The following is a 25,588-nucleotide window of genomic DNA, read 5'->3' as shown; positions in this document are numbered from 1 at the left end:
TCCTTTCGCAAAATGGTTATATTTTCCTATTAGTCTAGCACGGCATACTGGAAAAATCTATAACAATTTAGGGGGATTGACGTAGTAAAAAAGGCTTCCTTGTTGAAGCAGCATATTACGGCTTGCTTCTATAGCAGCAGCGAGCTGATCAAGCTGCTGTAGCAGTTCCTCACAGAATTGCAGCAGATCCATATTGTCTGCTGGACGAGCCGGTTGCGAATAGTACTGCTCATGAGCGAGATTGGCGTAGTGGCGCAGAATATTCCGGTCGTAAATATAATGGCGTACTGTCTGTTCATCAAGTATGTAAAAGGCTTCAGGTGGGTGGTCGGCAGCAGGCACGGCTTCTTCATGAATAAGGGACAGCAAGCAATTATAATTGTGCAGACGCAGATCTTCCTGCCAATCCGCCGCATCATCATTCATTTGCAGCAGCAGCAATGCCAGATCCAGCTGCTGTAAAATACCGGGAACGAGGGCAGGAAGTCCTGCTTCCAGCAGCATGACGACAGCAGACAGCCGGAGTGGACTGGCTCTGCCGGTGATTAGAGGAAGATGATCCATAAAATGACCGGGGTGCTGTTCGTGTTGGACAGCGCGTGCCCAGTCGTAAGTATACTGACGGCGGTACAACCAGTATTCCGGCCGGTGTCCGGCAATTCGGGAAAGAATACCGGTGTATTCCGCATGCAGCAGCTCACTCAGCGGAAGAAGGCGCCGCAGATTCTGTATTAATGCAGCCCCATTATCTTCGGTAGCTGTCGCGGAAGCATCTATCAGGTCATCATGGATAAAGTAATGTAGCATACCCATAATATTGCCAGCGGCGATACTTTGGGCAATCTGCTGCAGATGTTCCTTCCGTTCAGGCGCCAGATGAAGGCTGCTCATGCGCTCCAGCCAAAAGGGGAGCAGATAGCAAATATAGTTATGTATGCCATCTTTCACCCGAATATCGAATCCCTTCAGATAATTCAGCCCTTCATGATTCAGCGGAGCCGGAAATTGTCGTATACGCTGAGCCGCTTCCTCAAATGCTGCATGCATATGCCTGTCGAAGTCATTCAGCCAGTGCATATCTTCACGCTCCCTCAGGATTTTATCTCCATTATAACTATCCAGTTATTGTATGACTAATAAAAATAATGGCTATTGAATCCAAGCCTCCAAATCGGTGTAATCCATTAATATCACTGGTTTTTTGATGCTGTATGCCTGATGATAAATAAGATTATATCCTGTCTGCATTATTTTTTTTGAATAGGTGTGATATAAAAATCCAAACCCGTGCGTCTTTCTTATAGCTGCAGCGGAAAGGAGCATGCAATACATGAACACCCCGGAACCGGAACAGTTCAAACAGATATTTTATGAGCATTACCCGACCGTTAAACGAAAATTAACTGCGCTTTTGCGCGATCAGGCTATTGCAGATGATCTGGCACAGGAGGTGTTCCTCCGTTTGTATCGTAATCCTCCCGATAATCCGGAGGCCATCGGTGCCTGGCTGCATCGTGTACTGACACGAATCGCCTATGACTATATGGATAAAAAAGCGCGTGAGCGCCGGCTGCAAGAAAAGCAGGAACAATATTATGATCTGGAAGGTCATTCTCCACCGACGGGAGAGGAGATCATGATTCAACAGCTGGAGCAGGATGAAGTCCATCTGCTGCTCGACCAGCTGCCACCGCGTGACCGGCAGGCGCTGCTGATGAGGTATTCGGGATACAGTTATGCCGAGATTGCCGAGCAGCTTCAGCTAAGGCCGCCGCTGGTAGGCACCCTGCTGCACCGGGCCACCAATAAATTAAGAAAAAAGATGCTAAAATCCACCTGAATGACCGCAAAGGTAAACAGGTGAGTAAACACCTTGCAGCATACAAGGCGTAGAACCGAGAGCTTGAAGTCAAAGGAGGACGTTACACGTGACAAGACATCCGCTGGATCATCCCGATCAACGGGAATACCCACAGGCAAACCATACAGCAGAAGAGCATGATCAGGATGCCGAACGGCATGCTACAGATCAGGCATGGCAGAATATGCAGGCTCTTCTCACAAAAGAAATCCCACATCCCAATTGGGAAAAGTGGTCGGACCCTTCGTTCAAATCCAAGCCTGACAAGGCATCTGCAAATTTATCCAATCCGAGAGGAATGAATGCAATCATGAATCCAATAAAACCAAATGATCAACAGGAACCTCAGCGTCAGGAATCCCCTGCTACCAAGTCATCTGCACGCCGCAACAAAATGAATCCGGTTCGCCGCAGATGGGTGACAGGTATAGCTGCCTGCGTGGTCGCTGGTGTAGTCATTACCACACCATTTGGCAATAATGCATTAGCTGCACTACTTGGTCAGTTCCGTATGCAGGAAATTACCACTGTGAACGACAATGATTTGGACCAAATGTTCGATCGTTACAAGGAAAGCGGTATGACTGACGAAAATATGAACCGTTTTGGAACATTTACCGATACGACCGGCAAGGTAGAGGGATTATACTATCCAAAGAAAGCAGCGGAAATGCTGGGTTACACCGACCTGAGCAAAATGATAACGGAAAAAGATCTTAGAGTAGGCGTCCATCCCTCCCGCACCAGTACGGTACGTATGAACATTGATGAAGTCAATAAAGCGATCCAGCAACTGGGTGGAGATACACTTCTTCCCGAATCGATGAACCAGAAGCCGATTAGCATCAAGATACCGGAAAGTATTACTTATCCATTATCACCTGAGGATTCATCCACTGATGAGAACACCGGCTTGCTGACGCAGATGGGTCTGCCAAGTGTAGAATTTGATCCGTCAATCAATACGGAAGAAGCATTCAATGCAATTATGAATCTGCCTTTCCTACCGGAAAGTGTGAAAACCATGCTGCAAAAGGAAAAAGTACTGAAAGGCGAACTTCCTCTGCCGGTGATCTCCAATGCTCGGATCGAAAAGGTTACGATTGGTGGTATACCTGTTATTATCGGGACCCAAAATTATGACAATCAAGACGGAGACAACGTTACAAACTATACGAATTACACTGCTTATTGGATCAAGGATAATCAATTATTCATGCTGGATGGAGATATATTTTATAGCCGTGAAGCACTGATCAAGAAAGCGGAAGAGCTGATAAAACTATGACAGTTACAGCAATCGATATTCAAAATCTAACTAAGGAATACAGTAATGGCAAGGGTTGCCGGAATGTAACGATTACTGTTGGAGAAGGGGAAGCCTTTGGCTTCCTCGGCCCCAATGGTGCCGGCAAAAGCACCCTTGTTAAAATGCTCGTTGGACTGATCCACCCGACAGATGGTGAAGCACGTTTGTTTGGTGACCCTGTAGGCTCGCTGGCAGCAAGGCGGCATATTGGCTATCTGCCCGAATTGTATCGTTATCAGGAATGGCTGACCGGCCAGGAAGTTATTCAGCTTCATGGACGGCTGTGCGGCATGAGCAAGCAAGAAGCGGATGCACGCATCCCGATGCTGCTGGAGCGGGTAGGACTGGGGAGCCGTGGCAAGGACAGGGTCAAACATTATTCCAAAGGAATGCAGCAGCGTCTGGGCCTCGCCTGTGCGCTAGTAAATGATCCTCCGATACTATTTCTGGATGAACCTTCTTCGGCACTTGATCCGGTAGGCCGGATGGATGTACGTCGTCTGCTGCAAGAGCTCAAGCAGGAAGGCAAGACGATCTTTCTGAACTCTCATCTGCTGGAAGAAGTCGAGACAATCTGCGACCGAATCGCCCTGCTCAATAATGGTGTTATTTTACGGCATGGACAGGTGCATGAAGTACTTTACGCACAGACCCGCTGGCACTTCAAAGTCGGCGGATTCACGCCGGATATCATGCCCTGGCTGACAGAGACCAGTGGTATTCCGCTGCAGATTCTGCAGTCCGGTCATCCTGGTACAGGAGCAGTTACTGCTTCAGATTCCCTGCAGGATACCGTATGGCTGGGAGCTGTGATCGATAACGAAGAGCAGGTAGGATTTATCAATACACTTATCGTCAATCAGGGGATGACCCTTTATCAGGTAGAGCCTGTCCGGGAACGATTGGAAGAATGGTTTATGGAAGCTGTATCGGGGCTCAGTCACAGGGGGGAACACGAATGACAGCTGTAATTGGAATGACATGGAAAGAACTGCTGCGCAAAAAAGTTTTATTAATGACGGTACTGATGACCGTTTTGTTTTTGATTGTATTCTGGTTTATTGCACGGACGATTGGAGCTTCAGAGATAAGCAACTCCTCCCCTTCGGCCCAGCTGGTAGAGCAGTATGCCCATGGAGCTGCGCTATTGACACTCGGTTTTTTCTTTGGCAGTTTTATTCTGGCTTTTCTGATGATTTTTAGTTCGTTTTCTTCGATTTCGGGAGAAGCGGAGACCGGAATCATGCAGTCGATGCTGACCCGACCGATTCCACGCTGGCAATGGTACCTGGGAAGATGGTTGGGTTATACGCTATTTGGAATTCTGTATGCGCTGATCCTCTATATTTGCGTTATCGTTATTGCCGATATTCATGCTAGTATACCAAGAAATATAGCAGTACATACCCAGTCTTATTTGCTGTTTGCGTTGACTGTACCCATACTTGTCACGCTCAGTCTGCTGGGTTCTACCAGCTTTTCGGCAATTGGCAATGGAGTATTTATGACCATGTTATATGGAGCAGGCTGGCTGGGCGGTATGGTAGAGAAAGTCACTTCTAGTATGCAAATGGACCCACAGGTACTGAAGACGCTGTATAATATTACTGGTCTGATCTCGCTGATTATGCCGGTGGATGCGATTCAGCGCAAAATGCTGGCTCTGCTCCTGGGTCTGCAGGAACTGGCGGGTATGCTGGATATGAGCGGATCGATGACCGCCGGCTTTGGATTGGGACAGATTCCCTCGGCCTCTTTCATTGTGTATGCTGCGATTTATATGCTTCTATTATTGGCATGGGGAATCCGCCGCTTTTATAAAAGAGACTTTTGATATTTTCAAAAAGACACTGCAGCTTTACAGACCACTCTGTAGCGCAGTGTTTTTTATTTGCTTTTGCACGAGTATCTCTGGTTCCGTATGCAAGAGAAGCAGAGTCAAAAAAAGTGAAAATATATGGTACACTGGCAGAAGTACTGATTTGGCCTTGCTGGCCGGGTTATCAGGCATACGAGACGTATGGACAACATCACGAGGAGAGGAAGATCATCATGATCCATGAATTTATACTGGATGCCGACTGGAAAGGTGGGCGCAACAGTGAAGGTACCATTTCCACCGGTAATCTGAATACGGTTATCTCGATTCCGCAACCTATGGGCGGTCCGGGTACAGGTACCAATCCGGATGAGATGCTGCTTGGCGCAGCAGCGACCTGTTATATCATCACACTGGCTGCGATGCTGGAACGTTCGAATATTGATGTAGATCGTCTGACGATGCGTTCCGAAGGTCATGTCGATGTAACCAACAACATATTCACTTATCAGCAGATTATTCATCGTCCGCAGATCGTACTGGCTGCAGGCACCGGTGAACGTGAACAGGAAAAGGCACTGATGCTGGCTCACAAAGCGGAGCAATCCTGCATGATCTCGCGCGCAGTGGCCGGTAATGTGCAGCTGTCGACCGTACCGGATATCCAGATTGCCGAAGAACTCTAAGATCTCGGGAAAATGTGTACGCCCTATCGCTTAATCTACTATTACAGAAAGAAGGTATTTGACCATGACTACCCAATTACCCGTATCGCCTATCGTAGCTGCACTTGGACTGAAGCCGCATGAAGAAGGCGGATGGTACAAGGAAATGTGGAAAGCTTCCTTTGAGATTCCGCAATCCATTTTACCTGAGCAATATTCGGGTCCACGCTTCTCAGCGACATCGATTTATTTTCTGCTGCATGCGGATGAAACGTCCGACTGGCATGTAGTGCATTCGGACGAACTGTGGCTGATTCATTCCGGCAGCCCGCTGGAGCTGACGCTTGGCGGCAGTGGCGAGCATCCGGAAGAAGGCGAGAAATTCATCCTTGGTCTGGATCTGGAAGCAGGTCAGCTGCCTCAGGTGCTGATTCCAGCTGGAGTATGGCAGATGGCGCGTCCATTGGGAGATGAGCCGGTATTCGTATCCTGCGTAGTAGCACCGGGCTTCCACTACGATGATTTCAAACTGATCGAACGTTAAGCAGTACGATTTTGTATTCCGATCCGGAATCGCTGCACAGTGAGGTGCGAAGATGAACTGGTATACGCTTGGACAGATGCTGTCTGCTATCCGTCTTGGTCAAAAAGCCCGCACGATGGATGGCATTCGCATAGTCATACGGACAACAGACGGCCTGCTCTGGGCCGAAGGTCGTTTATCCGGTCAACGTGTGAGTCTGCAGGATTATCTGTTCACCGATCTGTGGACCATCTACGAAGATGAGGATACGGTATCCTGGCTGCCACAGCGTGACTCCTATGAGCAGCGCGAGCGCGAGATGCTGGAGAACCAGTATCTGGAGTGGCGTGCGGAGCGCAGAACGGAATAGACGGATAATACACGGATAATAGACGGTGGCTTGCATAGGCAGGTTCGCTATCATTTTGAAAATAGATTCAGTTGCCGATTATGGTGTGATGTATACGTTAGACCCTGAGCTGCTTGGAAGCGGCATCAGGGTCTTTTTGTTGTTGGATTTATTTAACCAGCTTTAGTACAATAAATATTAGGTAACTTTTCCATAAATTAATAGTATTGTTTATAGACTGAATGCGTCTTTTTTTTGTGAAAATGCGGTGTGGAACCATGAAGTTCATGGTATGATACAGAGAATAGAATCGAACTTTGTCGATAAATTAAATGCAGCAACAATGAATAGATGACAAGTAAAGCCAGAAGAGGTATTATTGCTAAGTTCAATCAGGCCCAAAGACAGAATGCCACGGAAAAATGAGGTAATTATTGCGGCTTATTCTTTGTAAAAGCGCTGATATAGATGGGGGTAAATTTGCTAATATGAAACAACGCAAGAGCCTGTTGCCCAAACCGTTCCCGGTAACTGTATATATACTGGCTGTAATGGCTATCGTGCTGATTATCGTAAATACAACGTATTACGTATCCACACGCAGAGCCCTTATTTCTGTCCAGGAACAGAATATGCGCGTTATTGCAGATCAGGTCCGCTCCTCGATCAAATTGTCTCAAAGTGGTGAGACATTTGTAGAGAATCTGACCGGAGAAAATCTGAGAATGGCTGCACAGGCGGTCAAATCATCGCTGGGTCCGAATCTTAGCGAGATTACAAATAAACAATTGTCCGATATGAAGACTCGCGTAGGTGTTGATCATATTACTTTGCTTAAGGCAGACAGAGACGATATTGTGCCGGTCAAATCTTCCGATCCGACAGAGTTGTCCAGTAAGGAGAGCTGGCGTCCCGAATGGCTCAAAGCAATCCGGCAGCTTCTACGCGGACAACGACCGGATGTGGCGGTAGGTCAGGCATTGCCCAATTTCTGGGGAGCGCCGATGATCGGAGCCGACAATATTAACACACCGGGTAGTGAGAAGTGGGGCTTCTATTATGACGGAACCACCGATTATATTATTGGTGTGTATACGAACGATGAAGCGGTCCGTGCCTATCGTGAGGATACGGGCGTAGAAGCAGTGATCCGCGAGATCCTGAATGGAGAGACGAATCGTCAGACCCGGGGCATAGCTATTTTTAACCCGCCGATTTTCCTCGATCAGGCCAATCAGTACAATTCGCGTGGCGTAATCTGGTACGACGAGAACCAGACACTGAACAATGATTATTCCTACAAAAGCGATACCGATCGCGATAATATCCGACAGGCGAGCCAAACAAGTCGCATGATCTCGCTGACCGAAGAATACAAAGAAATGCCGGTGCTCAAAACGTTTATTCCGGTTAAGCTAAATTATCCAGCGGTGATTCTGATTGTATCGGATTTGACCGGAGTACAGCAGACGCTGAATGATCAGCTGGTTCGTCTGACACTGACTATTTTTGCCTGCTCGCTGGTCATTATCGGCCTGGTGCTTGGTATGATTGCTCTGTGGAATCGTCGTACCGAAGCTGTAGCGCAGAGTGTACAGAATGTATATCTCGAAAATATCGATGCATTGTTCAACTCGATCAAAGAGCAGCGGCATGATTTTAACAACCATGTGAACACGATCCAGCTGCTCGTCAAAATGAAGAAATATGATGATCTATCGGAATATACTGCCGAACTGGTAGGCGAATCGATTGCGATGAATCAGATTATCAATATTAATCTGCCAGCTTTGTCAGCGCTTATTCAGGCCAAGACGACACAAGCCTATGATCGCAAAATCAAATTCGAATACGAGATTGCGAATCTCAAATCGGTTCAGTTCGGTACTGTAAAATCGACCGAGCTTGTCAAAATTGTCAGCAATCTAATCGATAATGCATTTGACGCGGTGATGGAGACGGAGCATCCAGAGAAAATTGTCCGGGTGACCGGTCAGATCCGCGGCGAACAGCTGACATTCACGGTCGGCAACAATGGCAACCCGATTCCCGACAAGTTAAAGCAGCAGATTTTTGAAGCGGGATTCAGTACAAAAGCGCTGAATCGCAAAAATTCAGGACTTGGCCTTGCCATCGTAACGAAGATTCTCAAAAAACACCGTGGTATTATTCTGGTGGAGAGCGACGAAGACTGGACCGAATTCTCTGTTCGTCTACCGCTCTAACGGATAGAATACAGGTATTATATTGGGGAGCTAGAACTGAATATGTCTTTTGCAGAATGACCCAATTTGGTTTTTTCCAAAATAATAATCTTCTTGATATGACTATAATAAAAGACCGCCTTTTCCTGTACTGCAGGAGGGCGGTCTTTTTGTATTATAGTTCGGTTCGTTATACCCATCATCGTACTTAGCTTTGATCTACAGCATGCTGGGAAGCTAGCGAAGAGGCGTATCCTGCAGGACACCACTTCCCGGAGTGGATTTGCGTTTGCGGGATTTTTTGCCTGCCGATCCGGTCAGCCACTGTCCGCCTGGCAGACGGGAGAGCAGACTGGTTAGCAGAATCGCTGCCGGAGCAACGACTGCAAAGCTGAGAAAAGTAACCGGCAGATGCATACCAGTCAGTACGAGCGGCCGCGTTACGTAAGCAACTCCTGCCAGAATCAATGCATGGGAGAGGTATCCACCGAATGAGTAGCGCCCACACCATTTGAGAAAGCGGACAAGCACATGATTTTGCCGGGACAGCAGCAGTGCCAGTCCATAGATAAGCAGCATATGCGAGATCACAATTACAAATGTCGTCGGTTTCAAATAGGTCGATACATTAAGATTTACTGCTTCAGTCGAATGCCGCAGCAGATCATAGCCGAGCCAGATATACATAATCAGGAATACCAGCGTGCTCCATGGTAGCAGACGGATGACTATGTCGCGCCAGCGTTGAATGGCTGAACCGCATACTCCGCCCAGCATAAAGTAAAAGAAATAAAAAGGGAATTCGCTGGTTCGATGCTCCAGCAGAATCTGCCAGATTCCCTGGAAGCTCCAGCCAGGCAGTACATAATAACACATCCACATTAGCCAGCTGTACACGACAGCGAGCACGAGCAGCATGCTGATAACAATCTGTTGTTGTCGACTGTCTGTTCTTCCATCCAGATAACGATTGCTGAATTGTCGGAACAACCAGCGGAACAGCGGGAACAGCAGATAGAACTGGAAGATCATAATCACAAACCACAGATGATAACCATTGGTTGGCGCAAACAACTGGGTTAGTATACTTTGCCAGGTACCGGGTCCCCAAAGAGGATGGTGATCGGCGAGCTGGACTACGATCCAGTAAATGAGTGTCCATATCACAAACGGCACATAAATATCGCCAATACGACGTACCAGTGCAGAGCGATAAGAACGTCCGTCGCCATACTGGTAAAACAGAATCGCCCCTGCGAGGAAAACAAAGGTCAATGTGCCAAAGCGGGTAAAATGATACACCATTCCAAGCATGATCGAGTCTGCCGGAATAATATCACTCCGGTAAATGTATTCTCCAATGCAGTGCTGCATAACTACCGCAAGGAAGCATAACCCCCGTAGCAGTGCCCACTCATCTATTCGTTCTCTTGTCATGTATTCACCTCTGCCTTCAATAACGAAGAATGATAGCCAGTGAAACATTATATCAGAGTAATGTGAAGAGAATATGAAACCAAGACCAAATACCCATTTTTACCGAACTTATTTGACAATTGGAAATTTGTGTAGTTATCATTAAGACATATTAACAAGAAGGGAGGTTGGAAATTATGACCCTGGGCAAGAATGAAATTACGAATCAGCAGACGACGCACTATATTGGACAGACTATTCGCCAGCACAGCTTTTTGACAATTCCATATACTTGCTCCATATTTTCCAACCTCTTACGGACGACATAATCTTTAGTCAAAAGAATCGTACAGCAATCACTGGCATATTATGCCTGTACTGCTGACTGGAAAAGGGATCAGGTACCCAGGTACCTGGTCCCTTTTGTGGATCGTATAACCGGCTGCTGCCACATTCGCCAATCTGCAGGATTATTGCAGATCAAGCAATCGACAGAGCCTTTGCAATATGACAATCTCATATTCAGCCGGTATACGGTTCGCGATTCTTTTTATCAAGATCATTGCCATATACCGCTGCTGTAGGAATAACAGATATAATCGCCAGATGAATCAGTTGATGCTCCAATCCTCAACCCAACCAATTGGGGAGAAGCACAGATGATTGATCCCGCGTGTACCCTGTTATTACCGACCAACCAGCCGCAGACCGTAATTCAGGGTCTGCGGCTTTTCTGTATTGGTATTCGTAATCTCGCTACATCATAGACCGGATGAGAATACGCCGGATGTATACAAAATCGGACGAGAATACGTCGAATTCATAGAATCAATAGTAGTATGGCACAGCGACATCTGTTAGCGTGGCATACCCAAAAATACACTACGACAAAGGAGTGATACCTATGCAAGTCAGCCAGGAGATCACACAGACCATTCAAAATGAACTGAAAAGAATCGAAGAGGAGCAGCAGGTCAAAATTTTGTATGCCTCTGAATCAGGCAGTCGGGCATGGGGATTCCCTTCCCAGGATAGCGACTATGATGTGCGGTTCATATATGTGCATCCACCAGAATGGTACCTGTCCATCTTTGAACGTAGAGACGTCATCGAATATCCGATCAGTGACCAGCTGGATATCAACGGTTGGGATCTGGTCAAAGCACTTAATTTATTTCGCAAATCCAATCCACCACTGCTGGAGTGGCTGCATTCACCGATGATATACAGCGAATCGTACCCACTGGCCGAACAGATTCGTGCCATGTCACCACTGGGATTTTCGCCGCGATCCTGCATGTATCACTACCTGAATATGGCCAAAGGCAATTTCCGTGGATATTTGCAGGGAGAGAATATTCGGATCAAAAAGTACTTTTATGTACTGCGTCCGATTCTCGCCTGCTACTGGATCGAACAAAAAGGCACTATGCCACCGATGGGATTTCAGCAGCTGGTTGCAGAACTGCTGCCTGAAGGACAACTTCGTCAGGATATCAACCATCTGCTGGAGCGCAAAATGGCAGGAGAAGAACTGAATCTGGAATCGCCAATTTCATCCATCCACAACTATTTGGAGACGGCTATTGCCGATCTGGAAATCAAAGCATCCAAGCATCCTGCTTCGCAGCAGAATCTGGATCATACACTCGACCAACTGTTCCGCGATACGTTGCGACAGGTCTGGTCATAAGAAGTCATTATTTTATACGAAAGAGGTTTAAACCTTTTATGATATCGAACAATAATCCTTATATTCACCAGGTCAAACTTCCGGCAGGTGACGTGAATGTCTATGCCAACTCGGAGCTGTTTGCCGGTCTGGACTACAAAGTATTTGCTATGGCCAATAACAATCTACAAATTCCCGGCATCCGTTATATGGGCTACACTCCCGATGTGCATGTGGGTGTCGGCACCTGCATCGGAACGACTGCTGTATGGGACGGAGAAGAAGGCTATGTATCGCCTTCTATCGTCGGTAGCGATATCGGCTGTGGGATGCGTGTGCATCTGACCAATCTGCACCGCGATGATCTCAAAGAGGTCAAACTACGCCGCAAGCTGGTCAAAACCATTGAGAAATACCTGCCGATGGAATCCCAGCAGCGAGGTCATTTCTCCGATCTGCGTCTTGAAAATGTGGTCAGCAAAGGGCTGCATGGATTGCAGGGCAAATATGTTCCGGATAGCTACACTCCCAAGAAATCAACTTCCTTGACCCATGTAGAAGAAAGCCGCTTCAAATTTGATGAGAATGTACTGAACAATGTCAGCGATCGTGCCTGGCATCGCGGTCACCGACAGCTGGGTACCCTGGGCGGCGGCAATCATTTTGCAGAGATTCAGACGCTGGAGATTGCAGAGGAGAATCGTGCGATCGCTGAGGCATGGGGCATGTATGATGGCCAGATCGTCGTCATGATCCACTCCGGTTCCCGGTCATGGGGCGGCGGGATCAGCCAGGAGAGCAATCCGGCGATGATCGCAGCGATGCACCGATTGGGACTCGGAACGGCTGATCCGAAGCTGGCTTTCCTGCCACTCTCGCATCCGGAAGCACGACATTATGTGAATCTGATGTATTCGGCGCTTAATTATGCGACTGTGAATCGTCATCTGATCGCCTATGCAGTTCGGGAGGCTTTCCGTGATGTATTCGGTAGCCAGTGTGAACTGCGTACGTTGTACGATCTGATGCATAACTATGCCTGGTCGGAATATCGCGGAGAAGATACGGTATTCGTCCATCGCAAAGGAGCGACCCGTGCGCTGCCAGCCGGACATCCCGGCAATCCCAAGCCGTATATGGAGACCGGACATCCGGCACTGATCCCCGGCTCGATGGGGACTTCGTCTTATATCATGGTTGGTCTGCCGGGTGGAGAAGACAATTATTACTCGATCTGCCACGGCGCAGGACGGGCGCGTTCCCGCTCCGCTACCAAACGTCTGGTCAAAGTCGATGAATTCGCCAGCTCGATGAAAGTAGGAACAGATGACGAGATCGTAGTGAACCAACGCTCACTGGAAAGTATTCTGGATGAGTCGCCGCAAGCCTATAAAGATGTGGATCAGATCATCGAGAGTGTTACCGGAGCAGGACTGGCTGCTGTAGTCGCCAAATGTCAGCCGCTCGCAGCCATCAAAGGCACCAATTAAATCGATTCCAATTGACTGCAATTACCTGTTTGATGGATAAAAGCGTATAATTGAAATAGAGAATATGAGTTGTAATGAATAAAAAAACTACCATTTTATATAAGATATCCAAAGGAGGATAACGGATTGGATTCTATCTACCCTACTCAAGAAGAGTCGCTGCAGGCGGCCGCAACCAAACAGGACCCTGCAGTGATTGTATATAACAAAGAAGAAAAAGGTATGCCTTCCCAATACGCGGACTATGCGCGTGTAATTCAGGGAATCGCTACGAAGCTGCAGGAACGTTATGGTGTGGAATATCGTCTGTATTCCAGTGATGATCCGAATATTGAATACTGGGACCTGTTGGAAGATGATCTGCGTTCCGGCAAAGCAGGCGTGGAGCATGTGATTCGCATTTATGATCGCCTGGAAGAATGGACTTTTGTGTACGACGGAGACAAGCCAGAGCCGGATTATGGCGTACACCGTTCCATGAAAAATAATGTATTTGCCTATCCGGAAGCAGGGGTGGCCATGGCGCGGATGCCGGTTTTCCGTGATCATGGGATCAGCAACGATGATCTGGTATTTGCGGTCAGCGATGAAGCATTGCTCGCATTTCTCGGTGAAGTACGTATTCGCCAGCGGGAACAGAGTTTGCGACGGGTAACCGTATTTACAGATGGAAGACATGGTATCAACCGCCAGCTGGAGCCGGTCAGCCGGGCAGTCTCCCGTGACGATGTCATTATGCCGTCCGAGATCAAGCAGGACATTTACCGCTCGCTGGATCGTTTCTTTGCCGAAGATCGGGGCTTTTACAAAAAGTATGATGTACCTTACAAGCGTGGAATCCTGCTCTATGGTCATCCTGGCAACGGTAAAACAACACTCGTCAAATCAATAGCAGGCAGTGTACCCGGACCAGTCGCCTACTGGCAGATCACCGAGTATACGAACAGCGAGTCGATTGAAGAAGTATTCGAAGCCGCTGGACGCATGGCTCCGATGGTACTCGTTATCGAGGATATCGACTCGATGCCTGCCGAGTCCCGTTCCTTTTTCCTGAATACACTGGATGGTGCGACATCCAAGGAAGGTATTTTCCTGATCGGCACAACCAACTATCCGGAGAAAATCGATCCGGGTCTAATGAACCGAGCCGGACGATTCGATCGTGCGTACGAGATCAATCTGCCGAATGAAGATCTGCGTCTGGAGTACTTCCGCCGCAAACGGCTGCATGAATTTGCCGGTGACGAAGTGGTAGTCGAAGCAGCACGCCTGACTGAAGGATTTACTTTTGCCCAGCTGGGTGAACTGTACGTCTCGGCAGCACTGCGCTGGCATGAAGAAGGCCGCCTCGATATGCGCGAAGTTATTCAGGGACTGCGCGGCGAGCTGGACAAGAGTCGTAAAGGGGTCTGGCTGCACAATAGCGATGGACGCGTCGGCTTTCATTTCTGATTCCGTGAAGATTGAACCAGGGCTGGGAGAAATTCGCTGCCGCTGGTATAATGAACGGAAATGGATAAAAAAGGAGTTCGATCAAGCCCATGTTGATGCCTATTTTGCAAGTGAACAGTGAAGATATTCCGGAATATGCTATTGTCTGCGGTGATCCGAAACGAGCAGCAGGAATTGCTGCCCAGCTGGACAATCCGCGGGAACTGGCATTCAGCCGGGAATACCGCAGCTTTGTCGGTACCAGAGATGGCGTAGAAATGGCTGTCGTCAGTCATGGCGTCGGTTCGCCGGGAGCAGCGGTATGCTTTGAGGAACTGATTCGTGCAGGCGTGAAGACGCTGATCCGCGTCGGTACAGCCGGTTCGTATTCGGCTGATCATCCGGCAGGAAGTCTGATCGTCAGCACTGCTGCTGTGCGTACAGATGGACTGACCCGTCAGCTCGTACCGGAGGCTTTTCCTGCTGTAGCAGACAGCGAGATTGTTGAAGCGCTGTATCAGGCAGCCCGTCAGAGCGAAGGCATTGTGCAAAAAGGCATCACGGTGACGCTGGATGTGTTCTTTAACGGCGTCGAAGAATTCCCTCACCAAAAGTTCAAGCAGGCAGGTGCGCTTGCAGTAGAGATGGAGATCTCGGCACTGTACATTATTGCATCCCTGCGCGGCGTGCGCGCAGGTGCGATTGTGGCACTGGATGGTTATGCGGATGCCGATCTGGCTGCCGAATATGATCCAAATACCAACGTGGTAGCCGATGCGGTACAGCGCGAGATCCAGGCAGCGATTACGGCTGTCGTGACGCTAGCCAAGCGCGAAGTCTAAGCTATATCAGAGCCTGGTTTAGCTGTAATGCAGCCATTTACCAAGTGTTGTACATGAATAACCTGACTGTACAGCAGTTTACTGTAGCTGCTATGCAGTCAGGAAGCATCATAGAAGTCTGTTCCGTGCAAGAGGAACAGACTTCTATTTGTATAAATAAGATATAAAACACCATTTGTCTACTTATTTACAGCAGAAAGGCGAAAAATAGCGATTTTTGTTGACAAAAGATCGACTCCTACCTATTCTAAGGAATGAATATGATAATCATTATCATCAAAAGGGAAAAGGGGTTATATCATTTATGTCATATCAACGTCAAAGGTCTGCTATTCCGGTATTGGCAACATTACTGGCTGTACTGCTTCTGCTCGCAGGCTGCAGTAATACAGGCAACAACACCGCATCATCCAGCGCTTCCGATCCGGCAGCTTCTGCCAAATCGATTACCATGTCATGGCCTCGGGATATCGGTACCATGAATCCTCATACATACAATCCGTCGCAATTGTTCGCGCAGTCAATGATCTATGAGCCTCTTGTTAGTTATGAAAAAGGCGGCAAGCTGGAACCTGCACTGGCCGAATCATGGAAAATATCAAAAGATGGCAAAGTATATACATTCAAGCTTCGCCAAAACGTGAAGTTCTCCGATGGCAGCGATTTTAATGCCGAAGTTGTGAAAAAAAACTTTGATGCTGTAATGAAGCACAAGGATACACACAGCTGGCTCGGTATCGTAAGTGTGATCGACAAAACCGAAGTCGTAGATGATCATACGTTCCGTCTGACATTGACCGAACCATATTATCCGGTACTGCAGGATCTGTCGGTAGTCCGTCCGTTCCGCTTCCTGGGTGAAGCCGGATTCCCGGATAACGGTGATACATCCGAAGGAGTCAAAGCAGCAGTGGGCACAGGCCCATGGATGCTCGCTGATTACAAACAGGATGAATATGCTGTGTTCAAGCGCAACCCGAATTACTGGGGTACTGCTCCGGCGATCGATCAGGTTACTGTCAAAATCATCCCTGATGCCGAGACCCGTGTAGCCGCTTTTGAAAAAGGTGAACTGGACCTGATCTACGGTGAAGGCGTGATCAGTCTGGATGCGTTCCAGCAGCTTCGTGAAAATGATAAGTATGTCACTCAATTGTCCGATCCGGTCGGTACACGCAGTCTGCTGCTGAACTCTTCCAATCCCAAGCTGGCAGATGTTCGGGTGCGCATGGCTCTTCACGAAGGATTTAACAAGCAGGCGATGGTACAAGGAATCACTTCCGGACTTGAAGAACCAGCCGATTCCGTCTTGTCCAAAAACTATCCGTATACCAACGTCGATCTGAAGCCGATTCCATACAATGTAGAGCAGTCCAAAGCATTGCTGGATGAAGCAGGCTGGAAACTTCCAGCAGGCGGTACCGTACGTGAGAAAGATGGTCAGCCGCTGGAATTCGATATGATTTTTGACAAAACCGATCCGATTCAAAAAGCGATGGCAGAGACCATTCAGGCTGAATGGGGCGAGCTGGGCGTGAAGGTGAATCTGACAGGTCTGGAACTGACTGTACAGATCAAGCGTCTCAAAGCCAATGATTTTGATTTGTATTTCTGGTACAACTATGGTGCACCGTATGATCCGCATTCCTTTATTAATGTAGTTGCCAGTTCGGGCTTCGGAATCTCGGAGACACTGAGTGCCATTCCGACGAAAAAACAGCTGGACGAGCAGGTTCGTCAGGCATTGTCCTCTACAGACGAGACCAAGCGCCAGGAACTGTATCGCTCTATTCTGACTACACTGCAGGAGCAATCGGCAATCATCCCGATCTCCTATATCAAGAAAACGGCAGTCTATCAACAGAAAATTGCGCATTTTGAATTCCCGGCGAGCCGTGATGATAATCCGTTCGAGGGTATTCAGGTAACGAAGCCTTAAATAACAGTCAGGTCCGTATCGTTGACTGAAGGGGGGAAGGTCAGTGATCGGTTATATTGGTAAACGGATGCTTTCGGTTATTCCAATCATTTTCGTAGCGACACTCGTTATGTTCGCATTGATTCATATTTCACCGGTCGATCCGGCAGAAGCTTATCTGACGGCTGCTCATATCTACCCGACAGAGGAAGTGCTGGAGCAGAAGCGTCATGAGTTTGGACTGGATCAGCCGCTGCTTACCCAGTATCTGCATATGATCGGCAGGATGGCTACGCTCGACTTTGGCACATCCTATCTCACCAATCAGCCGGTGTGGACAGAAGTAGCGGCAAGACTGCCGGCGACCGTGGAGCTGGCATTGTGGAGCATGTTGTTCGCGGCCGTAGTCAGCATTCCGCTGGGTATCGCAGCTGCGGTATACCGGAATAGCTGGATCGATATGCTGAGCCGCTGTATCTCTTATCTGGGCGCATCGATGCCGCAGTTCTGGCTTGGGTATCTGCTGATCTTCTTTTTCTCGGTCAAGCTGGATTGGCTGCCTGTGGAAGGGCGCGGAACATGGCAGAATCTGGTGCTGCCGGTCATTACTCTGTCGCTCGTACTGATCGCTGTCTACACGCGTCTACTGCGTACGAGTGTGTTGGAGCAGATGCAGCAGACCTATGTGCAGTATGCGCGGGTACGGGGACTCCGTGAACGGATGATTATGCTCAAGCATGTGCTGCGAATGTCCATGATGCCGCTGATCAGCGGCATGGGGATTAATCTGGGCAAGCTGCTGACCGGTACCATTATCGTGGAGCAGGTTTTTTCCTGGCCGGGATTTGGGCGATATTTTGTGGATGCAATATTTAATCGGGATATTCCCGTGATTCAGTGTTATGTATTTTTTGCGGCCTGTCTGTTTATTCTCTGCAATCTGCTCGTTGATCTGGTGCAGCTGTATATGGACCCGCGAATCTCATCGAAAGGACGGGCGGAGCATTGATCCATACATGGCGGTCGGCATTCAGGGGGCAGTACGCCATCCTGATCTGCTCGATCATTATAGCGTTATTTTTCATTGTTGCCCTGCTGGCACCATGGATCGCTCCCCATAGTCCGATCAAGGTGGATCTGCTGCAAAAGCTCAAAGGTCCATCGATGGATCATTGGCTGGGAACCGATCATCTGGGTCGTGACAATCTGACCAGATTGCTGTATGGAGCCAGGATTTCACTCGGGTTTGCGACGATGATTTTCCTGTCATCGCTGTTGATTGGTATTCTGGTCGGTTCGGTATCCGGTTATATCGGAGGCTGGGTAGATAGTATACTGATGCGTCTATGCGAAGGAATTATGGCTTTTCCGAACCTGGTACTGGTACTGGGGATCGTTGGTATTTTCGGACCGGGACTGATGCAGGTATTGCTGGCATTGATGCTGGTGCAGTGGGTATATTATGCACGGATCTGCCGGAATATGGTTGTCAGTCTCAAAGAGCGCCATTTTATCGCGGCAGCCCGGATCAGCGGATCGTCTTCCTGGAAAATTATCCGTCGTCATATTATCCCTAATGTGCAGCGTCCGATCATCGTAATCGGCACACTGGAAATGGGTTGGGCGATTATGGATATATCGGCGCTGTCCTTTTTGGGACTTGGTGTTCAGCCACCCAATGCGGAGTGGGGTGCAATGATTCATGAAGGTACCAGTTATATCCGCAGCCATCCGGAACTGATGATTTATCCGGGAATTTTGATTCTGATTGTGGTAATTACTTTCAATATTCTGGGTGAAGCATTATCCGAGCGGTATGGCGTTACCCGTCGTTAAACAAGCAGCAGGCTGGACAGCACAGGGAGGCAGAGAAAGTGGAGAATAGCGGGAAGGTACTGGAAGTAGACAATCTGCAGGTAGGTCTGAATAACAGGGAACAGCCCCAACTTCTGCTGGAAAATATCCATCTGACCCTGGAAAAAGGCTCTATACTGGGTCTGGTCGGAGAAAGTGGCAGCGGCAAATCATTGACCTGCAACGCGATCCTGCAGCTGCTGAATCCCCGGCAGATGGCAGTCTCCGGCAGTATTCGTCTGCATGGACGCGAGCTGACTTCTCTGCCGGACAAAGAGATGCGGCGCATACGGGGACGGGAGATCGGATGTATTATGCAAAATCCGATGAACGCGTTCACGCCGGTCTATACGATTGGCTCGCAGTTTATGGAGACACTGCGTACTCATTATCCCAACCTGTCCAAAGCACAGGCGAGAGAACAGGCCATCTCTGCACTGGCAGATATGAACCTGCCCGAACCTTCGCGGTTAATGAAGTGCTATCCATTTCAGCTAAGCGGTGGTATGCTGCAGCGGGTCATGATCGCGATCTCGATGTGTCTGCGTCCCGCGCTGGTTATTGCAGATGAGCCGACGACAGCGCTCGATGTGGTCAATCAGCTTCGGGTACTGCGTGAGCTGCACCGATTGCGTACAGAATGTGGTACGGCCATTTTGCTCATTTCCCATGATCTTGGCGTAATTTCCCAGCTGGCAGATGAAGTGGCAGTCATGCAACAAGGCAGAATCGTCGAGCAGGCAGAGGTTCATCAGCTGTTTAACCATCCTGCCCATGCCTATACCCAGACTTTGCTCAATGCCCGTCCACTTACAGCCCTAAGCGGCAGTAGACATGCAGCGAAGCAGAAATAACAGTAGCAGGAGGAGCAACTATGCTTGAAGTACGCGAGGTAAGTCACAGCTACCAACAGCGCCGCTGGTTCCGTCGCGCAGATCATACTCCTTCTGTGCTGACAGATATCTCATTCACTATCGAAAAAGGTTGCTGTCTGGGACTGCTGGGTACAAGTGGAGCAGGTAAAAGTACACTGGGCAAAATTATCCTCGGCATGCAGCGGCCCAGTCATGGACAGATCCTGTTCGAAGGGCAGGATATTTACCGGACGAGCCGCCATATGAGCAAGGCGATGCGGCGCGATCTGCAGGTGGTTTTTCAGGATTGTTATTCTGCGGTGAATCCAATGATGACAGCTGCAGAGATTATCGGTGAGCCGCTGGATAATTATGAGCGTCTCGGTACAGCTGAGCGGCGGCGCCGGATCGGTGAACTGTTGGAGCAGGTAGGTCTCTCTGCTACAGATGCGGGTAAACGTCCCGATCAGTTCAGCGGCGGGCAGCTACAGCGGATCAATATCGCCCGAGCGATTGCACTGAAACCCAAACTGATTGTGCTGGATGAATCGGTCAGCAGTCTGGATATGGTGAATCAGACGCATATTCTATCCCTGCTGGCAGAGCTCAAGGCTTCCCATCAGCTATCCTATCTGTTTATCACTCATGATATCCGCGCTGCAATGACGCTGTGTGATCGGATAGCAGTGATGGATCAGGGCAGACTGGTACAGCAGGAAGCAGATGGTGAAGCATTGATTCATTCTGCACATCCTGCTGTACGGCAGCTGGTCGATTCCATTTTGCCTGAGCATCCGGCCAATCGTTTGGTCTGGGACTGAATCCAGGTAGCGATGCTTGGCTGTTCAACCATACAAGACAGCTTTTCCCTATCAAGGGGAGAAGCTGTCTTTTTATTACTACCCGTTTATTAAAGCGTTTTCTTAAATCGGGATTTGCGTTATATTAGATGATGTTCCTATCATCTCATCTAATAATCAAATACGCTTCGAAGGGAAGGCCGTTATGCGCAAAATGTTATGGGTGTATGCTGTGCTGGTCGTAGCCCTCATCATTTATATCGTACAATATCAGGCACAGGAGACTTCCTCCGCCTGGAATGAGCAGGGAATGAAAGGGAATATTAATGAAAAGTATGTCATGATCACTTTCCAATCCGGTATTGAATACTGGAAAAGCGGACTCAAAGGATTCGAGGATGCAGCCGAAGCGCTGGATGTATCGGTCGATTATCAGGGTTCTACCCGCTATGACGCACGTGAACAGGCGATGATTGTCGAGCAGGCCATTGCCAAAAAGCCTGCCGGAATCGCTATCTCCGCTATTGATTCGCCGCTGCTCGTACAGGCAGTGAACAAGGCGGTCGATGCCGGTATTCCTGTGGTCATGTTTGACGCGGAATCCCCCGGCAGCAAGTCGTATTCCTTTTTGGCGACAGATAACCGCAATGCAGGCGATATTGCTGCCGGACAAATGGCAGAACGCACTGGCGGCAGTGGACAGGTCGCGATTATTACGCTCGGCAATCAGCAGAATCACAAAGACCGGAGCGGAGGATTTGAAGAAGCGATTCGGGAGCGGTATCCACAGATGAAGGTTGTAGCCGTCGAGAATGATAACGGTGATGCTGTGCTGGCCGAACAGCTGACGACCAAGCTGCTCACCCAATATCCCAAGCTAAAAGGAATCTTCATCACTGAGGCGACCGGTGCATATGGCGTCGGTTCGGCAGTGGAGCAGCATATGCAGTCCGGTACCGCCAGCAGTTCCAATAAGCCGGTCATTATCAGCTTTGATACCAACAAGGAGACACTGGATATGATTCGCTCCGGAACGATAGAAGCGACGATTGCCCAGGGAACCTGGAATATGGGCTACTGGTCGCTGCAGTATCTGTTTCATCTGCATCATGGATTGACGGTACCTGCCCCCTCGCTGAGCGGGATCGTCTCGCCGGTACCGGTGCGGGTGGATACGGGAGTATCCGTAGTGACTCGGGAGAATGTAGAGGATTATTATGCCAAATAAGAACACCGACGGACGTCTGCGAAGCTGGCTGCAACAGGATTGGCGCCGCTGGCATCCAGAGAATTTGCCACTGCGGGATCAGCTGATTGCGCTGTTCCTGCTGGTGGGTATTTTGCCTGCTATTCTGCTGGGCATCATGGTCAACTGGACGTCTGACCGGATTATTGAACATCAGGTAACCGATAATACGCTGCAGCTGATCAGCAAGGTCAACCAGACGATCGATACGTACATGCAGCATATGCAGAGTATTACCTATCTGATCAGCTTTGATACGGATGTGGATTCTTTTATGAATGGAAAGACCGAAGCCCAGACGCTGGCAAAAGATAACAAACAGCCTGCCGGGTCGGGTTCTTCTTCGTCTAATGATAACAGTCGATTGACGTCAAAAGGACAACAAAGGGTATCCAGACAGTCCTCATCCGGCGCTGCAGCCGGTAATGATCTGAGCAGCAGCGAGCTAGCCGGAACGGCTGGCAACGGTACGTTGTCCGGTACATCTATTTATCAGATTCGCCAATTCCTGCAGGGGTTTACGACTGTCTATCCGGAGATTGCCGGGATTCTGATCGTGAATAGCCGGGGAGAATATATCAGTAACGAAATGTATGCCCGTTCACCGGAAAGTCTCACACATGAACAATGGTACCGACAGGCGGTAGAGCATCAGGGTATATTCACTATTGTGGGGCACCCTGCCGGTCGCAACGCAACCAATCATACCAATTACCGGGATAGTGAAGTGATCTCGGTCGCCCGTTCGCTTAATGATCCGAAAACCGGAGAAGTCCGGGGTGTGGTACTGATTGATCTCAAGCTGCGGGTTATCGCCCAGGCTGCCAAAGATGTAACGCTGGGCAAAACCGGCTATCTGATGGTTACCGATTCGCGTGGGCGGCAGATCTATGCACCAGAAGGCCCCTTTGAGCAGACGGTGCCGGCGAAGCTGGCTGCTGCACTCGCAGGGGGGCAGCAGAATGTATTTACCGAGGAGATCCAGGGTCAGCAGCTGCAGTTCGTGTATACCACTTCCAGTTATACGGGATGGAAGACGGTAGGCGTATTCCGGTTTAGCGAATCAGTAGCCGAAGCAAGAACGATACGCTTTTATGTAGTGATCTTCCTGTTCTTTGTCTGCCTGTTTGGACTGACTGCATCGTATGGATTATCCCGCTCCATTTCCCGGCCGATCTACCGTTTGTCCTCATTGATGCAAAAGGCTGAAGCAGGCGATATGACCGCACGTTATATGAGCAGCCGCCGGGATGAAGTGGGCATGCTCGGACGCAGCTTTAACCGGATGATTAATGAAATACGCAATCTGATCCAGCTCAACAAGCAGCAGGAACAGCAGAAAAGAGAAGCGGAGCTGCGCAGTCTGCAGGCGCATATCCGCCCCCATTTTCTATATAATACACTGGACACGATTCAGTGGATGGCCCGCCGCAAAGGCGCAGAAGATATATCCGGCATGATCGATTCCCTGTCCAAGCTGTTTCGGATCGGACTCAGCCGGGGGAGTGATATTATCACATTGTCGGAAGAGGAACAGCATGTACGGAGTTATTTGCAGATTCAGGAGACACGCTACCGGGACCGGCTTAATTATCGGCTGGAGGTAGACGAGTCGATCCGCAATGTCTATGTGATCAAGCTGCTGCTTCAGCCGCTTGTGGAAAATGCCATCTACCATGGGATCAAAGCGCGGCGTGGTCCCGGAACCATCCGCATCCGGGCAGAGCAGCAGGAAGACAAACTGATTTATACTGTTGAGGATGATGGTGCCGGGATTAGCGAAGAGCGTCTGATCTGGCTGCGCAGACAGCTGGAGCATCCGCTGGAAGTGATAGGGAGTCAGGGACCGGAACCGGCAGGCAGCTATGGCCTGCTGAATATTCAGGCACGGATCCATCTGGCCTATGGCACTCGCTATGGACTGACGATGGATCATCGGGAAGGCGGCGGGACGATCGTACAAGTTACCCAGCCGCTGCTGTGGCAGTTCCCAACATCCTTAATTCGCCAGGGAGATGAAGAATGATGAGTACATTGCTGAATGTAATGATTGCCGATGACGAACCGATTATTCGTGAAGGAATACGTGATGCGGTAGACTGGAGCAGTCTGGGCATGATCGTGGCGGCAGAGGCGGAGGATGGCGAAGAAGCACTGGAGATTGCACTGCGGCAGGATATTGATATTCTGCTCGTGGATATGAATATGCCATTCATGAATGGCATCTCGCTGATGAAGCGGCTGCGGGAGGAACGTCCTGGCTGCCGATTTGTAATTATTACCGGTCACGACGAGTTCAGTTATGCCCAGGAAGCGATTCGGCTGGGAGTCAAGGATTATATCCTCAAGCCGGTTGATCCGGTGCATCTGCAGGAAGTACTGGATCATATCCGTACCGAGCTCAATGGGGATCAGCAGCAGGAGGAATATCTCAAGCTGGCGACCGATCAGATCCAGCGCAATATTCCGCTCCTGCGCGAGCAGTTCTGTCTGGAATGGCTGAATGGACGTCTGCGGCAGGAGGAGATTCGGCGCCAGCAGGAATTTCTCGGGTTACCGGCAGCCCAGCCAGCGGCACTTACGTTGATACGCTGGTCGGGACAGGCAGAAGGACGTCCGCCGCTCAAAGAACAGGATAAACAGCTGCTGCTGTTTGCGATCGGCAATATTGCTGCCGAACTATTGTCCCATATTCCACTCGTGATCTGCCGTGAAGATTCCGGCACGATCGTCTTGTTCCTCTGGGAAATACCTGCTGCCCATATGGAAGAACGTATTATCGCGGCTGTTCGTGATCATATCGGTCTGCATGTGCAGGTCTGGACACAGCCGGTCACCAATGAAGAAGAGCTGGAAGATATACAGCCATCAGAGCTGCTGCATGAGACGTATCGCCAGCTTAAGCGTGAATGGAAGGAACATTCCGGTCTGTCTCCACTCGTGCGACGAGCACGCAGCTATATTATGGAGCATTATGCCGATCCAGAGCTGACGCTGGAACAGCTGGCTGATACTCTGCAAGTATCCTCTACTTATCTTAGCCGAGTTATGAAAAAGGAGCTGGGACAGTCCTTTATCCATGTGCTGGTGCATGCCCGGATACAGCGGGCTGTACAGCTGCTGGAAGAAAGTGACCGATCGATTCTGGAGGTGGCGGAAGAAGTGGGATATGAATCGCAGCATTACTTCAGTACGGCCTTTAAAAAGGTTATAGGCGTTTCACCTAATCGCTATCGTCGTGATGTTTCATCTGGCTAAATAGAGCGCTGTTACTTGCTGTCTATCTGCGGGTATAGTATAATGGACGAGGTATTATAGCCTATCGCAAGCTGAAT

The 25,588-nt window shown here is 49.2% G+C and carries 22 protein-coding genes; 20 read left to right on the top strand and 2 right to left on the bottom strand.

Annotated features, from left to right (window positions below; translation table 11 throughout):
* Positions 1 to 57: 57 nt before the first annotated feature.
* Positions 58 to 1,077, bottom strand: a complete 1,020-nt coding sequence (locus tag WH46_RS03145; protein ID WP_046225646.1) for a hypothetical protein — start codon at positions 1,075 to 1,077, stop codon at positions 58 to 60.
* 253 nt (positions 1,078 to 1,330) lie between these two features.
* Here WH46_RS03145 and WH46_RS03140 point away from each other — a divergent pair, with 253 nt between their 5' ends.
* The 8 genes from WH46_RS03140 (at position 1,331) to WH46_RS03105 (ending at position 8,751) form a co-directional block, all read left to right on the top strand.
* Entirely contained in the window at positions 1,331 to 1,840 is a 510-nt protein-coding gene (locus tag WH46_RS03140) for a sigma-70 family RNA polymerase sigma factor (protein ID WP_017811516.1), read from the top strand.
* An 88-nt stretch (positions 1,841 to 1,928) separates the two neighbouring features.
* Complete coding sequence (locus tag WH46_RS03135) at positions 1,929 to 3,149, top strand: hypothetical protein (protein WP_046225645.1); 1,221 nt, start codon at positions 1,929 to 1,931, stop codon at positions 3,147 to 3,149.
* Positions 3,146 to 4,132 carry an ABC transporter ATP-binding protein gene (locus tag WH46_RS03130; RefSeq protein ID WP_046225644.1) on the top strand — a complete coding sequence of 329 codons (987 nt, stop codon included), beginning with the start codon at positions 3,146 to 3,148 and terminating at the stop codon, positions 4,130 to 4,132. The genes WH46_RS03135 and WH46_RS03130 overlap by 4 nt, the downstream gene beginning before the upstream one ends.
* Positions 4,129 to 5,004: an ABC transporter permease subunit gene (locus WH46_RS03125; protein WP_046225643.1), complete on the top strand. Its 876-nt coding sequence runs from the start codon at positions 4,129 to 4,131 to the stop codon at positions 5,002 to 5,004. The genes WH46_RS03130 and WH46_RS03125 overlap by 4 nt, the downstream gene beginning before the upstream one ends.
* Before the next feature lie 218 nt (positions 5,005 to 5,222).
* A complete protein-coding gene (locus tag WH46_RS03120; RefSeq protein WP_046225642.1) occupies positions 5,223 to 5,675 on the top strand; it encodes an OsmC family protein in 453 nt (150 codons plus the stop codon).
* Positions 5,676 to 5,739: 64 nt separating this feature from the next.
* On the top strand, positions 5,740 to 6,198 hold the full coding sequence (locus tag WH46_RS03115) for a cupin domain-containing protein (protein ID WP_017811511.1): 459 nt from the start codon (positions 5,740 to 5,742) through the stop codon (positions 6,196 to 6,198).
* Between the two features lie 52 nt (positions 6,199 to 6,250).
* Complete coding sequence (locus tag WH46_RS03110) at positions 6,251 to 6,547, top strand: hypothetical protein (protein ID WP_046225641.1); 297 nt, start codon at positions 6,251 to 6,253, stop codon at positions 6,545 to 6,547.
* A gap of 467 nt (positions 6,548 to 7,014) precedes the next feature.
* Positions 7,015 to 8,751: a sensor histidine kinase gene (locus WH46_RS03105; protein WP_046225640.1), complete on the top strand. Its 1,737-nt coding sequence runs from the start codon at positions 7,015 to 7,017 to the stop codon at positions 8,749 to 8,751.
* A gap of 216 nt (positions 8,752 to 8,967) precedes the next feature.
* On the opposite strand, the gene WH46_RS03100 is transcribed toward WH46_RS03105, so the two are convergent.
* Positions 8,968 to 10,167, bottom strand: coding sequence for an acyltransferase (locus WH46_RS03100; RefSeq protein ID WP_046225639.1), 1,200 nt, complete (start codon positions 10,165 to 10,167; stop codon positions 8,968 to 8,970).
* An 883-nt stretch (positions 10,168 to 11,050) separates the two neighbouring features.
* On the opposite strand from WH46_RS03100, the gene WH46_RS03095 reads away from it, so the two are divergent.
* The 12 genes from WH46_RS03095 (at position 11,051) to WH46_RS03040 (ending at position 25,511) form a co-directional block, all read left to right on the top strand.
* Complete coding sequence (locus WH46_RS03095; protein WP_046225638.1) at positions 11,051 to 11,839, top strand: nucleotidyltransferase domain-containing protein; 789 nt, start codon at positions 11,051 to 11,053, stop codon at positions 11,837 to 11,839.
* Between the two features lie 38 nt (positions 11,840 to 11,877).
* Entirely contained in the window at positions 11,878 to 13,308 is a 1,431-nt protein-coding gene (locus tag WH46_RS03090; protein WP_046225637.1) for an RtcB family protein, read from the top strand.
* A gap of 222 nt (positions 13,309 to 13,530) precedes the next feature.
* On the top strand, positions 13,531 to 14,760 hold the full coding sequence (locus WH46_RS03085; RefSeq protein WP_046225757.1) for an AAA family ATPase: 1,230 nt from the start codon (positions 13,531 to 13,533) through the stop codon (positions 14,758 to 14,760).
* 89 nt (positions 14,761 to 14,849) lie between these two features.
* On the top strand, positions 14,850 to 15,581 hold the full coding sequence (locus tag WH46_RS03080; protein ID WP_017812721.1) for a nucleoside phosphorylase: 732 nt from the start codon (positions 14,850 to 14,852) through the stop codon (positions 15,579 to 15,581).
* A 304-nt stretch (positions 15,582 to 15,885) separates the two neighbouring features.
* Positions 15,886 to 17,520 (top strand): nickel ABC transporter substrate-binding protein, encoded by a 1,635-nt coding sequence (gene nikA / locus WH46_RS03075; RefSeq protein ID WP_046225636.1) that lies wholly within the window; start codon positions 15,886 to 15,888, stop codon positions 17,518 to 17,520.
* A gap of 43 nt (positions 17,521 to 17,563) precedes the next feature.
* Positions 17,564 to 18,508 carry a nickel ABC transporter permease subunit NikB gene (gene nikB, locus WH46_RS03070; protein ID WP_046225635.1) on the top strand — a complete coding sequence of 315 codons (945 nt, stop codon included), beginning with the start codon at positions 17,564 to 17,566 and terminating at the stop codon, positions 18,506 to 18,508.
* Positions 18,505 to 19,335 carry a nickel ABC transporter permease subunit NikC gene (nikC, locus tag WH46_RS03065; RefSeq protein WP_017812724.1) on the top strand — a complete coding sequence of 277 codons (831 nt, stop codon included), beginning with the start codon at positions 18,505 to 18,507 and terminating at the stop codon, positions 19,333 to 19,335. Before nikB ends, nikC begins: the two co-directional genes overlap by 4 nt.
* 38 nt (positions 19,336 to 19,373) lie before the next feature.
* Complete coding sequence (locus tag WH46_RS03060; RefSeq protein ID WP_046225634.1) at positions 19,374 to 20,207, top strand: ABC transporter ATP-binding protein; 834 nt, start codon at positions 19,374 to 19,376, stop codon at positions 20,205 to 20,207.
* A gap of 20 nt (positions 20,208 to 20,227) precedes the next feature.
* On the top strand, positions 20,228 to 21,028 hold the full coding sequence (gene nikE / locus WH46_RS03055; RefSeq protein WP_046225633.1) for a nickel import ATP-binding protein NikE: 801 nt from the start codon (positions 20,228 to 20,230) through the stop codon (positions 21,026 to 21,028).
* Positions 21,029 to 21,212: 184 nt separating this feature from the next.
* Complete coding sequence (locus tag WH46_RS03050; protein ID WP_046225632.1) at positions 21,213 to 22,235, top strand: substrate-binding domain-containing protein; 1,023 nt, start codon at positions 21,213 to 21,215, stop codon at positions 22,233 to 22,235.
* Positions 22,225 to 24,279, top strand: coding sequence for a cache domain-containing sensor histidine kinase (locus WH46_RS03045; RefSeq protein WP_052714089.1), 2,055 nt, complete (start codon positions 22,225 to 22,227; stop codon positions 24,277 to 24,279). Before WH46_RS03050 ends, WH46_RS03045 begins: the two co-directional genes overlap by 11 nt.
* The gene (locus tag WH46_RS03040) at positions 24,276 to 25,511 is read left to right on the top strand and encodes a response regulator (RefSeq protein WP_082208290.1); all 1,236 of its coding nucleotides are present in this window, start codon (positions 24,276 to 24,278) and stop codon (positions 25,509 to 25,511) included. The genes WH46_RS03045 and WH46_RS03040 overlap by 4 nt, the downstream gene beginning before the upstream one ends.
* The last annotated feature ends 77 nt before the right edge of the window (positions 25,512 to 25,588 follow it).

Origin of the sequence: Paenibacillus dauci, assembly GCF_000971985.1 — a bacterium.
Taxonomy (GTDB): domain Bacteria; phylum Bacillota; class Bacilli; order Paenibacillales; family Paenibacillaceae; genus Saccharibacillus; species Saccharibacillus dauci.
The sequence above is the reverse complement of the archived record's forward strand: the minus strand, read 5'-3'. Positions and strand labels throughout refer to the sequence as shown.

Excerpts from the sequence above, each read along its gene's own strand:
- WH46_RS03145 (WP_046225646.1), bottom strand. The coding sequence starts at position 1,077 with ATGCACTGGCTGAATGACTTCGACAGGCATATGCATGCAGCATTTGAG.
- WH46_RS03140 (WP_017811516.1), top strand. The coding sequence starts at position 1,331 with ATGAACACCCCGGAACCGGAACAGTTCAAACAGATATTTTATGAGCAT.
- WH46_RS03130 (WP_046225644.1), top strand. The coding sequence starts at position 3,146 with ATGACAGTTACAGCAATCGATATTCAAAATCTAACTAAGGAATACAGT.
- WH46_RS03125 (WP_046225643.1), top strand. The coding sequence starts at position 4,129 with ATGACAGCTGTAATTGGAATGACATGGAAAGAACTGCTGCGCAAAAAA.
- WH46_RS03120 (WP_046225642.1), top strand. The coding sequence starts at position 5,223 with ATGATCCATGAATTTATACTGGATGCCGACTGGAAAGGTGGGCGCAAC.
- WH46_RS03115 (WP_017811511.1), top strand. The coding sequence starts at position 5,740 with ATGACTACCCAATTACCCGTATCGCCTATCGTAGCTGCACTTGGACTG.
- WH46_RS03110 (WP_046225641.1), top strand. The coding sequence starts at position 6,251 with ATGAACTGGTATACGCTTGGACAGATGCTGTCTGCTATCCGTCTTGGT.
- WH46_RS03105 (WP_046225640.1), top strand. The coding sequence starts at position 7,015 with ATGAAACAACGCAAGAGCCTGTTGCCCAAACCGTTCCCGGTAACTGTA.
- WH46_RS03100 (WP_046225639.1), bottom strand. The coding sequence starts at position 10,167 with ATGACAAGAGAACGAATAGATGAGTGGGCACTGCTACGGGGGTTATGC.
- WH46_RS03095 (WP_046225638.1), top strand. The coding sequence starts at position 11,051 with ATGCAAGTCAGCCAGGAGATCACACAGACCATTCAAAATGAACTGAAA.
- WH46_RS03090 (WP_046225637.1), top strand. The coding sequence starts at position 11,878 with ATGATATCGAACAATAATCCTTATATTCACCAGGTCAAACTTCCGGCA.
- WH46_RS03085 (WP_046225757.1), top strand. The coding sequence starts at position 13,531 with ATGCCTTCCCAATACGCGGACTATGCGCGTGTAATTCAGGGAATCGCT.
- WH46_RS03080 (WP_017812721.1), top strand. The coding sequence starts at position 14,850 with ATGTTGATGCCTATTTTGCAAGTGAACAGTGAAGATATTCCGGAATAT.
- nikA (WP_046225636.1), top strand. The coding sequence starts at position 15,886 with ATGTCATATCAACGTCAAAGGTCTGCTATTCCGGTATTGGCAACATTA.
- nikE (WP_046225633.1), top strand. The coding sequence starts at position 20,228 with ATGCTTGAAGTACGCGAGGTAAGTCACAGCTACCAACAGCGCCGCTGG.
- WH46_RS03050 (WP_046225632.1), top strand. The coding sequence starts at position 21,213 with ATGCGCAAAATGTTATGGGTGTATGCTGTGCTGGTCGTAGCCCTCATC.
- WH46_RS03045 (WP_052714089.1), top strand. The coding sequence starts at position 22,225 with ATGCCAAATAAGAACACCGACGGACGTCTGCGAAGCTGGCTGCAACAG.
- WH46_RS03040 (WP_082208290.1), top strand. The coding sequence starts at position 24,276 with ATGATGAGTACATTGCTGAATGTAATGATTGCCGATGACGAACCGATT.